6 protein-coding genes and 1 pseudogene are annotated in these 15,545 nt (G+C 71.4%); 5 read left to right on the top strand and 2 right to left on the bottom strand.

Annotation, left to right across the window (positions count from 1 at the left end):
- Positions 1–4 precede the first annotated feature (4 nt).
- The gene (locus tag AC067M_RS32765; protein WP_478700671.1) at positions 5–1,024 is read left to right on the top strand and encodes a Gfo/Idh/MocA family protein; all 1,020 of its coding nucleotides are present in this window, start codon (positions 5–7) and stop codon (positions 1,022–1,024) included.
- 22 nt (positions 1,025–1,046) lie between these two features.
- On the opposite strand, the gene AC067M_RS32760 is transcribed toward AC067M_RS32765, so the two are convergent.
- Positions 1,047–2,225 (bottom strand): phytanoyl-CoA dioxygenase family protein, encoded by a 1,179-nt coding sequence (locus AC067M_RS32760; RefSeq protein ID WP_478700670.1) that lies wholly within the window; start codon positions 2,223–2,225, stop codon positions 1,047–1,049.
- Between the two features lie 109 nt (positions 2,226–2,334).
- On the opposite strand from AC067M_RS32760, the pseudogene AC067M_RS32755 reads away from it, so the two are divergent.
- Positions 2,335–3,242: pseudogene (locus AC067M_RS32755) on the top strand (substrate-binding domain-containing protein).
- Positions 3,243–3,277: 35 nt separating this feature from the next.
- Here the strand turns inward: AC067M_RS32755 and AC067M_RS32750 are convergent.
- On the bottom strand, positions 3,278–3,424 hold the full coding sequence (locus tag AC067M_RS32750; RefSeq protein ID WP_478700669.1) for a hypothetical protein: 147 nt from the start codon (positions 3,422–3,424) through the stop codon (positions 3,278–3,280).
- A 140-nt stretch (positions 3,425–3,564) separates the two neighbouring features.
- Between AC067M_RS32750 and AC067M_RS32745 the strand changes: the two genes are divergently transcribed.
- The 3 genes from AC067M_RS32745 to AC067M_RS32735 all read left to right on the top strand — a co-directional run bounded on the left by AC067M_RS32745 (position 3,565) and on the right by AC067M_RS32735 (position 14,995).
- Complete coding sequence (locus tag AC067M_RS32745; RefSeq protein WP_478700668.1) at positions 3,565–4,164, top strand: DUF998 domain-containing protein; 600 nt, start codon at positions 3,565–3,567, stop codon at positions 4,162–4,164.
- 308 nt (positions 4,165–4,472) lie between these two features.
- On the top strand, positions 4,473–7,673 hold the full coding sequence (locus AC067M_RS32740) for a type I polyketide synthase (protein ID WP_478700667.1): 3,201 nt from the start codon (positions 4,473–4,475) through the stop codon (positions 7,671–7,673).
- A complete protein-coding gene (locus AC067M_RS32735) occupies positions 7,670–14,995 on the top strand; it encodes a MupA/Atu3671 family FMN-dependent luciferase-like monooxygenase (RefSeq protein WP_478700666.1) in 7,326 nt (2,441 codons plus the stop codon). Before AC067M_RS32740 ends, AC067M_RS32735 begins: the two co-directional genes overlap by 4 nt.
- The last annotated feature ends 550 nt before the right edge of the window (positions 14,996–15,545 follow it).

The raw sequence follows: 15,545 nt of genomic DNA, 5'->3' as shown, positions 1-15,545 counted from the left end.
GAACATGCCACCTCAGCGAGCACTGGGCGTCGCCGTCGTCGGAACCGGCAAGATGGGCGCGGACCATGTGCGCAGACTCCGTGACGTCATCAGCGGGGCACGGGTGACCGCCGTCGTCGACATCGAGGCGGAGCGCGCCAAGACACTCGCGGACGCCATCGACGGCTGTACGGCGTACACCGACCCCGCGGCGGCCATGGCGGCGCACGACGTGGACGCCGTCCTCATCGCCTCCCCGGGGCCCGCCCACGAGGCGGCCCTCCTCGAAGCTCTCGGCCGGGACCTGCCGGTGCTGTGCGAGAAGCCGCTCACCCCCGACTCGGCTTCCGCCCTGCGCGTGCTGGAGGCGGAACAGCGGCTCGGGCACCGGCGGATCCAGGTGGGCTTCATGCGGCGCTACGACCCCGAGTACATGAAGCTGAAGCGGCTCCTCGACGACGGGGAGCTGGGCAGGGCACTGATGGTGCACCACCGGCACCGCAACCTCGCCATGCCGCCGTGGTTCACCGAGGAGATGCTGATCAGCGACTCGGTGGCGCACGAGGTGGACGCGACCCGCTGGCTCCTCGACCAGGAGATCACAGCGGTCGCCGTGCACAAGCCGACACCGTCGTCGTATGCCCCTGCCGGTATGAGCGACCCTCAGTTCGTCCTCTTCGAGACCGAGTCGGGCGCGCTCGTCGACGTCGAGATCTTCGGTCACTGCGGCTACGGCTACCAGGTGCATGCCGAAGCGGTCTGCGAGCGGGGCACCGTACGCATCGGTGACGAGCACGGGCCGCGGCTGAGCACCGACGGCCGCTGGGGCGGACGCATCACACCGGACTACGTCGAACGCTTCGAGGACGCCTACGACCGCGAGGTCCAGAGCTGGGTGGACGCCACGCGCCGCGGCGAGACCACCGGCCCGAGCACCTGGGACGGCTACGCGGCCGCGGCCGTGTGCGAGGCGGGCGTGCTGTCCCAGCGGGAGGGGCGACGCGTCGACATCGAGCTGATCGACCGGCCCTCCCTCCACGGGTGAGCCGCGAACGACGGTCTCCCGTTCAGCTTCGGCGCCGTGTGGCGGCCTCCTGCAACTCGCGGCGCAGTCGTTCGGGGGTCCAGCCCTCGTCGACGGCCTGCCACACGGTGTCCGCCTGGGAGGGCGGGGCGAGCCCCTCGACCGGGGGGTCGAGGTCGAGGTTGGTGGGGAAGGCGTAGCCCTCGGCGGTGGCCGCGACCACCCGGCGCAGCCAGTCCTGCGAGGCGCCTTCGGACTTGCGGCGCAGCAGTACCGGGTAGACGGCGTTGGCCATCGCCTCGCGGTCCACGCTCTCCATGGCGCGGCCGAAGGCGGAGGAGATCTGCAGCAGGTTCGCCATGCGCCTGATGCCGGCGGAGCGGTTGTGTCCGGCGGCGTGGAAGAGCGCGGGGTTGAAGAAGACGGCGTCGCCCTGGTCCAGGGGGAGCTGGACATGGTGGGCGTCGAAGTACGCGATGAACTCCGGCAGCCGCCAGGCGAGGTAGCCGGGCTCGTACTTCTGTGAGTGCGGCAGATACAGCGTGGGACCGGATTCCACGGGCATGTCGCAGTGGGCCACCGCGCCCTGCAGGGTCAGCACGGGGGAGAGGCTGTGGACGTGGGCGGGATAGGCGGCGGCGCGCTGTGCGGAGAGGAAGCCGAGGTGGTAGTCGCGGTGCACGTTCTGCGCGGCGCCACCGGGGTTGACCACGTTGACCTGTGAGGTGACCTGGTAGGCGGGACCCAGCCAGGCCTCGCAGACCAGCTCCAGGATGTCGTTGGCGTAGTAGTCGGCGAACACCTCCGGCGCCCGTACGGCGACCTTGTCCAGCGCGTTCCAGACCCGGTCGTTGGCGCCTGGCTCGGCGAAGTGGTCGCCGCGGGCCGCACCGCCGGCACGCTCCTGCTCGATCAGCGCGCGAAAGGCGGCGGACATGCCGTCCACCACACCGGCGTCGGTGAAGGCACGCTTCAGCACGACGATGCCCGGCCCGTCCAGCATCGTGCGGACCAGTTCCTCCTGCACGGACCGCCGCCCCTGCGGTGTCGCCGCCAGGGAGCGAAGCCGCTCGCTGTCGTAGAGCGGAACGTTCTGCTCGACCCGCTCCGCCGAAGGATGGCCGGCCGGGTCGGTGCGCTGCTCCACGAGCGAGCGGAACGCCTCGAGGTCGCAGTCCGCCTCGGTCAGCCAAGTCCGTGCACCCGCACCGGTGAGGGACATCCCGGGTCCTTTCGCAGTCCGTGTGTCTCTGCCAGTCTTGAGAACCCGAACCCATCATTCAATGCTCGGCATCGCATCAAAAACCCATCATCATCCTTGGGGATCAGCCATGCGACACCCCTGCACGATCAGGGAGATCGCCCGTCAGGCCGGACTGAGCACGGCCACGGTCGACCGCGTGCTCAATCAGCGGGGCAATGTGCGGGAGAGCACCATCAGAGAGGTGCACGCGGCCATCAAGGACCTGGACCGCCAGCAGACCCAGGTCCGTATCGCGGCCGCACCTTCATGATCGACATCGGGACAAGATCGCCGGGCGTGGCTCTCAGGGCGTGATCCTCAAGGCCCCCGACGAGCCGGGGATCGGAGCCGCCGTCGGGCGACTGGTCGCGGCCGGCATCCCCGTCGTCACCCTGGTGAGGCGACCTGCCCCACAGCGCGAGGCCGGCCTACGTCGGCATCGACAACCGCGCGGCCGGAGCCACCGCCGCCTACCTGCTCGGACAGTGGCTCGGCAACCGGCCGGGCAACGTGCTCACCACCCTCAGCCGCGGCTCGTTCCGCGGCGAGGAGGAACGCGAGATGGGCTTCCGCAGCGCGATGCGGCTCGCGGACCCGAAGCGCTCCCTCGTAGAGGTCACGGACAGCGACGGTCTGGACGCCACCCAGCGCGATCTCGTACTCGAGGCGCTCGAGCGCGACGAGGACATCGTCGCCGTCTACTCCGTCGGCGGGGGGCAACCTCGCGACCCTGGACGCCTTCGACGCGCTCGGGCGGGAGTGTGCGGTGTTCATCGCCCACGACCTCGACCACGACAACACCCGGCTGCTGCGCGAGCGCCGCCTGTCCGCGGTCCTCCACCACGACCTGCGCCAGGACATGCGCCGCGCCTGCCAGATCATCATGCGCGCCCACAAGGCACTCCCCGACGACGGCCCCTCAGGCCCTCGGCGATTCAGGTGGTCACACCGCTCAACATGCCGCCGGGTGCCCCGTCCGCGCCGACCGCCGACTGAACCGCTGCGAGCGTCCTGGACGCCCGCCCCTGCGGTTACCTGCGCTTGCGCAGCCGGTCGAACAGGCTTTGTGCCTGCGCGCGGCGGCGCGGATCCGCTGCGGCCTGCCGTGCCTTGTCGATGGTGCGGCGCCCCTGAGGGCTGCTGGCGAACTGCTTGATACGACGGATGACGCTGGACATGAGTCCCCCTTTCCCTGGACCTCCAGGATGTGATCACTTGTTTGTCCGTCTACCCGGGGGACATCGGTTCAGACCGGCCTGGCCTGCGTGACCCGCGTGTGTGCACTAGGCGGGCAGTTCAAGTGTTTTACGGTGGATCGATGCGACTTGTGCCTAGATGGGCCTTGCTCTCGTCGGGGTGTGCGCCCCTCCTGTTGGCCGGAGGCTGGATGATCGCGGGATCGCTCGCGGGATCGGCCTACGACCCTGTCACTCAGACGATCAGTGTGTTGGCGGCGTACGGCGCTCCGGGGTTCTGGGTGATGACGGGAGCGCTGGCCGCTCTCGGTGCCTGTCATCTGCTGACCGCTTGGGGGCTGCGCCCGGCCGCACTCGCCGGACGCGTGGCGCTGGGTGCCGGGGGAGTGACGGCGTTGGTGGTGGCACTGCTGCCCGTGCCGAGCAGCGGGGGTTCCCTGCGCCACGGTTCGGTCGCTGTGGTCGGGTTCACCCTCCTGGCGGTGTGGCCGGTCCTTGCCGCCGACCGCAGCGGAGGCGCACCGTGGGGGCTGCGGCCCGCACCCTCCCTCATGGCGACCGGGCTGATGGGCGTGGGCGCGGCATGGTTCCTGGTGGAAATTCAGGGGAAGGGCGCCGCTGGTGTCGCGGAACGCCTCGTGACGTCGGTTCAGTCCCTGTGGCCCTTCGTGGTCGTGGCCTCCTGCGCCCGCCACCGAGATCACGACGAGTTCTCGGCCTGAGTCCCCGGCCGAGCCACGGAACAGCGTGGCTTGTTGCCCTTCAGGCCCCGATTGTCTTCGGGAGGGGTCTTCGCGAGGGCCGGGAACCGGCGGGGCCGCTGTCGTCCGGGCCGGCGACGTCGTCAATCCTTAATCGCCAAATGCGGGCCGGATATCGTCGAGACGTCTGTGCGGCCTTGATCATGTGCAGTCGGGTCTGCTTGGGTGCGATCGAATCGGCTTCACGTCTTTTTCACATCTGCACAGGAGCAGAGAGAGGGAGGCAGCGGCCGGCCGGGACTGACCGACGGTGACGGAGGGCGCAGCCGATGACCAGGAACGATCCGGACCCGCGCATGGCCGTCATCGGGATGGCCTTCCGCCTGCCCGGCGCCGACACCCCCGAGGAGTTCTGGCGCGTCATCCACGACGCCACGGACTGCGTCACCCGCTTCACGGAGGAGGAACTCGCCGCGGCCGGTGTCCCCGCCGAGCAGTACCGGGCGCCGGACTTCGTCGGTGCCTCCGCCGTCCTGGACGACATCGGCGGCTTCGACGCCCCGCACTTCGCGATGAGCGCCCGCGAAGCCCGACTCACCGACCCGCAGCAGCGCATGTTCCTGGAATGCGCCCAACACGCCCTGGAGAACGCCGGCTACCCGGACGAACGGGACGGCAACCGCGTGGGCGTGTACGCGAGCACGGGCTACCACCTGTACGCCCTGCAGAGCTACCTCCTCAACAACGTCCTGCCCGCCCAGCCCGTCGACGACTGGATGACGGGCATGCAGATCACGTTCGGCAACCACAGCGACTTCACCGCCACCCGCGTCGCCTACCGACTCGGCCTCACCGGCCCCGCCGTCAGCGTCCAGACCGGCTGCTCCAGCTCCCTCGCCGCCGTGCAGTTCGCCGCGCAGTCACTCCTCATGGGTGACTGCGACATCGCCCTCGCCGGCGCCACCGCCGTCCACGTGCCCCAAGTCCTCGGCTACCGTTACGTCAAGGGCTCGATCCTCTCCAGATCCGGCCGCCTGCGCGCCTTCGACGCCGGCGCCGACGGCACCGTGGGAGGCACCGGCGTACTGGCCGTCGTACTGAAGCGGCTGGCCAGAGCCGTCGCCGACGGCGACACCATCCACGGGGTCGTCCGCGGCTGGGGCATCAGCAACGACGGGTCCGGCAAGAAGGCGTACACCGCGCCCAGCGCACAGGGCCAACGCGCGGCCATCCGCCAGGCCTTGGAACGCGCGGGCGTCGGCGCGGACACCATCGGGTACCTGGAGACCCACGGCACCGGCACGCTCAAGGGCGACCCGATCGAGTTCGAGGGCGCCACCGCCGCCTACCGCGCGGACACCGACCGCACCGGTTACTGCGCCCTCGGCTCGACCAAGGCCAACATAGGCCATCTCGACGCGGCCTCCGGACTCGCCGGACTGATCAAGACCCTGCTGGTCCTGAAGCACGGCGTCATCCCGCCGATGGCCAACTTCACCGAGCCTAACCCCGCCCTCGACCTCGACCACAGCCCCTTCTACATCCCCCGCACCGCCCGACCCTGGCCCGAGAGCGACACGGCCCGCCGGGCGGGCGTCACCTCCCTCGGTGTCGGGGGCACCAACGTCCACCTCGTCCTCGAACAGCCTCCCGAACCCGTCCCCCGGTCCGGCACGGTTCCGCCCCCGGACGTCCTCCTGGTCTCCGGAAGCAGCGAGGACGCCCTCGCGGCCAACGCCCGCGCCTTCCGCGACCGATTACGGCAGCGGCCAGGCACCCCCATGGCGGACCTCGTCACCACCGCCGCCCTCGGCCGAACCCACGGCCGCCACCGGCTCGCCGCCCGCGGCTCCACCCCGACCGCCCTCGCCGACGCCCTCGACACCTGGCTCGCGGGCACCGTTGGGGGAGCGGTGACCACCGGGGCGACACCTCGGGAAGGCGCTGCCCGCGTGGCGTTCCAGTTCACCGGGCAGGGCAGCCCGTACGCCGGGATGGCCGACGCTCTCTACGAGCGGTTCCCCGCCGTTCGCGAGGTGCTCGACACCTGCGAACACGACTATCGCGCCCTCACGGGGGGCTCCCTGCTCGCCGGGCTGCGCACGGGACCGCAAGGCGAGCCGCTGTGGAACACGGACACCGCGCAGCCCGCCTTGTTCGCCCTCCAGTGCGCCCTCGTACGGCTGTGGCACGACGCCGGCGTCGACCCGGACGCCGTGACCGGGCACAGCGTCGGAGAGTATGCCGCGCTGTACGCGGCCGGAGCCCTGTCGCTCCAGGACGGCCTGCGCCTCACCGCCGCCCGCGGCCGCCTGATGCAGCAGCGTTGTGCGCCCGGCGCGATGGCCGCGGTGGCGCTCGACCGGAAGACAGCCCGCGCCCTGGCCGCCGAAGTGCCCGGTCTGGAGCCGGCCGTGACGAACGGGGAGCGCGCCCAGGTGCTCGCCGGGCCCGTCCCGGCCGTCGACCGGCTGTGCGCCCTGCTCCGCGAGCGGGGCATACCTGGCGAACGGCTGCCAGTGACACGCGCCTTCCACACCGCGCTGATGGAACCGATGCTGGAGAAGTTCCGGACGGTTCTCGGAGAGGTGGCCCTACGACCGGTGCGGACCCCGCTCGTCAGTGCGCTGGACGGCGTGACCCGCCCGCCCGGCTGGACCCCGGACGCCGACTACCTCGTCCGGCACACCCGCGAACCTGTCCGCTTCGACGCGGCGTTGCGCGGCATCGGCGGTCAACGGCCCGACGTACTGCTCGAGATCGGACCGCACACCACGCTCAGCGGTCTGGCCCGGCGAGCGCTGCCCGACGTGCGGTCGTGCCCCTCCCTGCGGCGCGGCACCGGGCTCGGCGCACTCTGGGGTGCCGTGGCAGAAGTGCACTGCTCGGGCGCGGACATCGACTGGCGCGTACTCCTCGAGGGCTGCGACGGCAGGCGGATTCCGCTGCCTGGGTACCGATTCCAGCACCAGGACCATTGGACAGGGCCGGAACTGACGGCTCTGCGCAAGGGAACACCAGCGAGAAACGGAGCCGAAGTGGTACAGCAAGAGGCAGCGGTCGCACGGGTACTCCACAGCATCGCCGAGTCGACCGCCCGGCACCTCGGCGACGACACATCGAGGATCAGCGGCGACATGTCCTTCTTCGACCTCGGCGCCGACTCGCTGCAGATGATCAGTGTGTTACGTGAGCTGGAGCAGGAACACCAGGTCAAGGTGACCATGCGGCAGCTGTTCGAGGAGACGGGGACGCCTCGTCGGCTCGCGGAGTTCATCGTCGCCCGCATGCCGGGGACCGAGGCGCCGGCGCCTGAGCCAGAACCGGTTCAGGAACCGGAACCCGCGCCCGCCGTCAACGCCACCGCGGCCACTCCCGACTACGCGACCCGCGAGGAGCTGGAGGACCTCGCCCACAAGCTGCACCAGATATCGCAGATACAGCTCCAGATGATGTCCCAGCTCTCCCAGCTGCTCGCGCTCCAGACCGCTTCGGCCACGCACCAGTTCAACGGCACGGTGCCCCGGTGACTGGCCTGAGCGGTGTGTCCGAGGCCCTGGGCCGGGACCTGGCCGCCATGGAGGCACTCTCACGGCGCATCGCCGAGCAACTCGGCACCGAGGCGCCTGCCGCGGAACAACCCGTCGAGCCCCAGGGCGTGCACGGGCCCCGGGTGACCGTCCAGCGCGCCTCCGGCATGGTACGGGACGCCTCCCCGCGCTCCCAGCAGGAGCATCTGGACGACCTCGTACGCCGCTACACCGCCAAGACCCCCACCTCGAAGCGCATCACCCAGCGCTACCGCCGTGTCCTGGCCGACAGCCGTGCCGTCGTCGGCTTCCGCAGCGGCACCAAGGAGATGCTGTACCCCCTGGCGGGCCGCAGGGCGAGCGGGGCCCGGCTGGAGGATGTCGACGGCAATGAGTACGTCGACATCACCATGGGCTTCGGCGTCCTGCTCTTCGGCCACGATCCGGCCTTCGTCGCCGACGCCGTGCGCGAGCACCTGTCCCGTGGCGTCCAGCTCGGCCCCCGCGCCGTCGAGACCGGTGAGGCGGCGGAACTGCTGGCCGAACTGACCGGCCTGGAGCGGGTGGCCTTCGCGGGCTCCGGTACGGAGGCGAACTCCGCCGCCATCCGCCTCGCCCGCGCCGCCACGGGCCGCGACAGGATCGTCAGCTTCCTGGGCGCGTACCACGGCCACGCCGACAACGTCCTCGGCCGTACCTCGGGCAGCGGCGCCGACCAGACCACTGTGCCCGTCTCCCGAGGCATCCCGAACGCCGCCGTCTCCGATCTGCTGGTACTCGACTACGGCACCGACGCCGCCCTGGAGACGATCGAGCGGCATGCCGACCGCATCGCCGCCGTCGTGGTGGAACCGGTGCAGAGCCGACACCCCTCGCTCCAACCCGTAGAATTCGTCCGGAAGTTGCGGGAGCTGACCCGCCGCCACGGCATCGTGCTGCTCTTCGACGAGATGCTGACAGGCTTCCGCCCGGCTCTGCGCGGCGCGCAGGAGCTGTACGGCGTCACACCGGACCTCGCCACCTACGGCAAGCTGCTCGGTGGCGGCTTCCCCATCGGCGCCATCGCGGGCCGCGCCGACATCATGGACGGCGTCGACGGCGGCCACTGGACGTACGGCGACGACAGCTACCCGCCCGCCGACACCACGTTCTTCGGCGGTACGTACATCCAGCACCCCGTGTCGATGGTCGCCGCGCGTGCGGTCCTGACCCACCTCAAGGAGCACAGCCCGCGCCTGCAACAGCGGCTGAACGCGCGTACCGCCGAACTGGCCGCGACGCTCAACGGCTTCTTCGAGGCCGAGGAGTACCCGCTGCGGATGAGCCACTTCGGCTCCCAGTTCCGCTTCGAGCACCACGCCGACATGGAGCTTCTCTACCACCACCTGATGCTGCGCGGCTTGCACGTCTGGGAGTGGCGCAACTTCTTCCTGTCCACCGCCCACACGGACACCGACATCGAGTTCGTCGCGGACGCGGTGCGCGGCTCGCTGCGCGAGCTGCGGTCGGCGGGGTTCTTCCCGGGCGGGCGAACCGCGGCGCCGAAACCGGCGGCCGGGCGAACGACCGCTCCACAGGCGCCCGAACCGGCCCCGGTGGCCTCCATGGCCTGGAACACCGCCGCCGTCGACGCGTCCCGCGCGGCAACGACACCCCAGAGCGCGGCCGTCCGCCGCACCACCGACTTCAGCGTCTACTTCTTCGGCGACTACCCGCAGGACACCTCCGCCCCGCGGCACGGCCGGTACGAACTCCTCATGGACGTCGCCCGGTTCGCCGACCGGAGCGGTTTCCACGCGCTCTGGATGCCGGAGCGGCACTTCCACTCCTTCGGCGGCCTCTTCCCCAACCCGGCGGTGCTCGCGGCCGCGCTGTCCCGCGAGACCGACCGCATCCGGCTGAACGCCGGCTCCGTCGTACTGCCGCTCCACGACCCGATACGGGTGGCCGAGGAGTGGTCGATGGTCGACAACCTCTCCGGCGGCCGCGTCGGCATCGGCGTGGCCGGCGGCTGGAACGCCAACGACTTCGTCTTCTTCCCCGACCGTTTCGGCCGGCACAGGGAGATGATGTACGAACAGCTGGAGCAGGTGCGGAAGTTCTGGCGCGGAGACGCGCTGCGACGCACCACCGGTGACGGCGAGGCGGACGTACGGCTGTTCCCACGGCCCGTGCAGGATGCCCCACCCCTGTACACCGCGGTGGTCGCCAACCCCGCCTCGTACGAGCTCGCCGCCCGCCACGACCTGGGCGTCGTCACCAACCTGATGACCCAGAGCGTGGAGCAGCTCCAGGAGAACATCACCCGCTACCGGCGCGCCCGGGCCCGGCACGGCCTCGACCCGGACGCGGGGCGCGTGGCCGTCCTGCTGCACACCTATCTCGCGGACGACCGCGACACCGCGAAGACCGAGGCGTACGAGCCGCTGTCCCGCTACATGCGCGCGTCCCTGTCGCTGTTCAGCGGTGTCACCAGCAGCCTCGGGCACAACGTCGACCTGTCCGCCCTCAGCGAGGACGACCTGGACGCGCTGTTCGGCCGCGCCTACGGCCGCTACTGCGACCAGCGCGCCCTGATCGGCACGGTGGACAGCGTGGGGCCGGTGGTGGACGCCGTGACTTCGGCGGGCGCCGACGAGATCGTCGCGCTGGTGGACTTCGGCGTCGCGCCGGACGAACTCCGCGCGAGCCTTCCACGCCTCGACGCGCTGCGGCGCCGCTACCAGGAAGGGACCACGGCAGACTCCCCGCCGGCCGCCCCCGCCCCGGCAGCCGCAGTACCCGCCGCCGATGACGCGCCGCTCTCCCCGGGCCAGCAACGGATCTGGTTCCTGGAGCGCCTGCTCCCGGGGCGTACCGCCTACAACGAGATCAAGGCGATCCGTCTCGACGGCCCCCTCGACGTGCCTGCTCTGCGCGCGGCACTGCGCGGCCTCGTCGCCCGCCACGAGGCGCTGCGCACCGTCTTCCGGGAGCGCGGGGGCGAGCCGCGACAGGTGGTACGGGCATCCGCCGAGCCCGACTTCGACCTCGTGGACGGCACAGGCACCGGCACCCCACGTACCGCGCTGCGGGACGTCCTCGCGGCGGAGAGCGCGCGCCGCTTCGACCTGACGGACGGCCCGCTGTTCGTCACCCGACTGGTCCGGCTCGCCGACCAGGAGCACGTACTCGTCCTCTCGCTGCACCACATCGTGGTCGACGCCGCCTCCGCCACCGTACTGACCCGTGACCTGTCCGCCCTCTACCGAGCCGAACGCGACGGCACCGACCCCGCCCTGCCCGCGCTCACCTGGAGCTACGCCGACCACGCCAGGGAGCGTGCGGCCGCCGCGGACAGCCCCGAGGCCGACGAGGACCTGGCCTACTGGCTGCGAACGCTCGGCGGGGAGCTGCCCGTCCTGGACCTGCCCACCGACCGGCCGCGCCCCGAGACGATGACCTCCCACGGCCGGGCGCTCTTCAGGACCCTCGACCCGGAACTCTCCCGGCGGCTGGGCGAACTCAGCCGCACCCGCCGGAGCACCCTGTTCATGACCCTGCTCGCCGGGTACGCGACGATGCTGCACCGGGCCACCGGACAGACGGACATCGTCATCGGCTCCCCGATCTCGGACCGGCCGGAACGGGCCGAGCAACTGGTCGGGTTCTTCGTGAACACCCTGGCTCTGCGCTTCGACCTGTCCGGCGACCCCACGTTCAGCACACTGCTGGACCGGGTGCGCACGGTGGCCCTCGACGCGTACGACCACGCCGGTGTGCCGTTCGAGACAGTGGTGCGCGAACTCGCCCCGCCCAGGGCGACCGACCGGACACCGGTGTTCCAGGTACTCGCGGAGTTCCAGCGCGCCGAACCGTTCCGGTTCGAACTGCCCGGTGTCGAGGCCACACCGCTGGACGCCGGCCCGGACAAGGCGCTGACCGATCTCACCGTCTACTTCACCGACCAGCCGCAGGGCGTGCGCTGCCACCTGGAGTACCACACCGACCTCTTCGACCAGGACACCGTCGAGGGGTTCTTCGCCACCTTCCAGGACCTGCTCGCGGCGGCCGTCGACGCACCGGAGACACCGCTGTCCCGGCTCGCTCCGGCGGCTGCCGACGGAGAGCCCGTTCCACGGTCGTGGCCGTGCGGACCGTTCCGCCCTCTCGCGGAGACCACCGTCCACGAACTGGTCGCCCGGCGGACCGCCGAGCAACCGGAGCGCACAGCTGTGATCAGCGGTGACACCCGGCTGGCCTACCGTGACCTGGACGAACGCGCCGAGCGGCTGGCCGCCGTCCTCCGGGAACACCACGCACCGGGGCGGACACCTGGCGAGGGCGAGGTCGTGGCGCTGTGGCTGCCACGCTCCGCCGACCTCGTCGTGGCCATGCTCGCGGTCCTCAGAGCGGGGTGCGCCTACGTGCCGCTCGACCCGTCCCTCGGCCAGGCACGCGCCGAGCAGGTGATCGCCGAGTGCGGCGCCAGGATCGTGGTGTCGACGCGGGCGGGGGCGGCCGCTCTGAAGCTGCCCGGGGGAGTGATCGCCGTGTCACCCGACGCCGTACCACGGAGCCCGGGGAACACCCTGCCCGCTGTCGGCGACGGCTCCTCCGCGTGCTGTGTCGTCTACACCTCGGGCAGCACCGGCACCCCGAAGGGTGTCGTCCTTGCGCACCGCGCCGTCGTGGACCTGTGCCAGTGGCACCACCGACGCTTCACCTGCACCGCCGCCGACCGCAGCGCCGTGGTGTGCAGCCAGAGCTTCGACGCCTCGATCCTGGAGATCTGGCCGGCCCTGACCGCGGGCGCGTCGATCACGATCGCCGACGAGGACCTGCGCAGGGACCCGTCGGCCCTGGCCCGGTGGTACGCCGAACAGTCCGTCACCTTCTCCATCCTGCCGACGGCCCTGGGCGAGCAGGTGCTGCGGCTGCCACCAGCAGACCAGCCACCGCTACGTCACCTGCTGCTGGGCGGGGACGTACTGCGCACCCGGCCCCGGCCCGAGGCCCCCTACGAGACGGTGAATGTGTACGGGCCGACCGAGGTCACCGTGCTGTGCACCGTGGAAACAGTGACGCCCGAGGACTCGGCCCGTCCGATCGCGCTGGGGCGCCCGGTGGACAACGTACGGCTGAGCGTGGTCGACGAGTCGGGGAACCCCGTGCCCGTCGGCACGGTGGGCGAGCTGTACGTGGGTGGCCCGGGGGTGGCCCTCGGTTATCTGCATCGCCAGGAGCTCACCGAGGAGCGCTTCCTGCCGGACCCGGACGGCAGGGCAGGCGGTCCGGACGCCCGTACGTACCGCACGGGGGACCGTGTGCGGTGGACCGTGGACGGAAAGCTGGAGTTCCACGGCCGGGCCGACGACCAGGTGAAGATCCGCGGCTTCCGGGTCGAGCCCGAGGAGGTGTCCCGCGCGCTCAACGACCTTGACGGCGTGGGCGAGGCGGCCGTTCTGGCCCGTCGCAACGATCGGGGCGAGGCGTATCTGGCCGCCTACGCCGTCCCCGCCGACCCGGTCGGCGAATCCGCCGACGACCGGCAGGCGTTCGTCGACCTCATGGCGGAGGAACTGGCGGTCCGGCTGCCGGAGTACCTCGTGCCGCGCGCCTGGCGGGTCCTGTCCGCACTGCCCGTGACGGGCAACGGCAAACTGGACCGCTCGGCGCTGCCGTCGCCCGACCTCGTCACGGCGGCACCGAGGCGCGAGCCGCAAGCAGCCGTTCGGGAGCCGCGAGCAACCGGTGGTGGTACGGACGTCGAGCGGCGGGTCCGGGAGCTGTGGGCGGCCGAGTTCGGCGTCGACGCCGACGGCATCGGGGCCGACGCCTCGTTCTTCGAACTGGGCGGTCACTCGATCACCGCGATGCGGCTGGTGAACCGGGTCCGCGAGGAGTTCGGCAGCGAGTACCCGATGGCGCGGTTCTACCGGGAGCCGACGCTGCGGGCCATGACGGCCCAACTGGCCGACGCCGGGGAGCAGTCGGCGAAGCCGCAGCCGACCGGGTCCGACGGCGGGCCCGGCACCGTGGAGCGCCGGGCACCCGCCACCGCGCAACAGGCCCGCTTCGCCACGGTGCACGCCGACCACCGCCTCCCGCAGGTCTTCAACGTGGCCATGCGTATCACCTTCTCCGGCACGCTGGACGTGGCGGCGCTGCGCACCGCCCTGACCCGGCTCGTGGAGCGGCACGAGGGCCTGCGCACGCGCCTGGCGCGCAACGGAGAGGATTGGGAGCAGGAGGTGCTGCGGGCCCGCCCGGTGGAGCTGCCCGTCGAGGACCTCACCGTACGGCCGCCACGGGAGCGGCAGGCTGCCCTGGAACGGGCCGCTGCCGAGGCCGCCGAGACACCGATCGATCCGACCCAGGGGACCCCCATGGCCCTGCGCCTGCTGCGCACGGGCGAGAGCACCTGGGTCCTGCTCTTCGTCCTGCACCATTCCGCGTGCGACGGATGGGCGGTCAGCCTGTTGCTGCAGGAACTCTCCGCGCTCTACGGCTCTGCCGTCACGGGTGAACCCACCGCCCTGTCGATGGCGCCGTACCAGCCCGTGGCGTACGCGCGGTGGCAGCGTGAGCACGCCGACGCGGCCGCCGACGAGCGGAAGCTGGAGTTCTGGCTGCGTGAACTCGACGGTGTGCCCTTCACCGTCGACCTGCCGCTGGACCGGCCCCGGCCGAAGAGCGCGAGCGGTCGCGGCGGCGTCGTGACGTTCACCGTGCCGGCGCGGACACGTGCCGCCGTGGAGCGGCTGGCGAAGCAGCGGGGCACGACGCCCTTCGTCGTCACGGCGGCGGGCCTGGCCCGGATGCTCGCGCGCCGGGCCGGGCAGCCGGACGTGGTGTTCAACGTCTCCCACGCCAACCGTGAACGCAGGGCGTTCGAATCACTCCTCGCCTGCACGATCACGGGGTTCGCGCTGCCGGTGCGCAACGGGTCGACGGGTTCGTTCGCGGATCTGACGGACCAGGTCGCCCGTACGGCGGTGGAGTGCATGGACCGGGCCCTGCCGGTGCGCCGGATCGCCCCGGTGATGCGGGAGCGGACGGGTGTCGACCTGCCGGACCGGCTCGACGTCGGCTTCGCCTACCAGAGTTCCCTGGAGACCGATGTCGAACTGCCCGGCCTGACCACGGCAGTCGAGGACCTCGCCCCCGCCGCCGCCCGGACGGAGCTCACCTTCGGACTCGTCCCGGCCGGCGACGAACTCAAGGGCTTCGTGGAGTACTCGGCCGACCTGTGGGACCGCACGACGGTCGAGGACTGGGCCCGCGACTACATCAGGCTGCTGAGCGAGGGAGTCGGCGAGGTCCTCGGCCACGACGGGTGAGGGCAACTGCGGGCCGTGGCGTTGCCCCGGCCCGCTTCCCCGGCCTCCTCCTCCGCCCCGGCGACCGGCCCTGTGGAATCCGCGACTTCGTACGCACTGGTTCCTGCGGAAACGCCGGAATCCGGGCTTCATGCGCACTGGTTGGGCCGCTTGGCCGTGCGCATTCAGTGGTGTGTGCTGTGGTCACGGTGCGTTGTCGCCAGGGTGGTGCGGATGCAGTGGCCCGGCCCACCGGCGAGTTGAGTGCGTCTGGATCGGCGTGGCCGAAGACCGCGCCGTGGTCAGAGATCTCTGGTCCCACGGGGTCGGGTCACGCCAGGTCGGGGTGGCTTCGCCGGTGAGCGTTGGGCTGGACGACGAAGCCCGTGGCGTAAGCCCAGGCAGTCCACGGCCACGTGCCCTTTGCGGCCCGCCGCCTTCTTCGCGCGGTCACGGCCTTGTCCGTCGGCGCCGACCGCGTCGGCCGCCCGCAGGGACTGCGAGTCGACGATCATCGCCGTCGGCGTGCGGTTGCAGGCGTACACTGCTGGGCAAACAGCCTTTTAGTTGT

Source organism: Streptomyces sp. NPDC043427, assembly GCF_056436655.1.
This window is presented reverse-complemented; position numbering and strand designations above follow the sequence as displayed.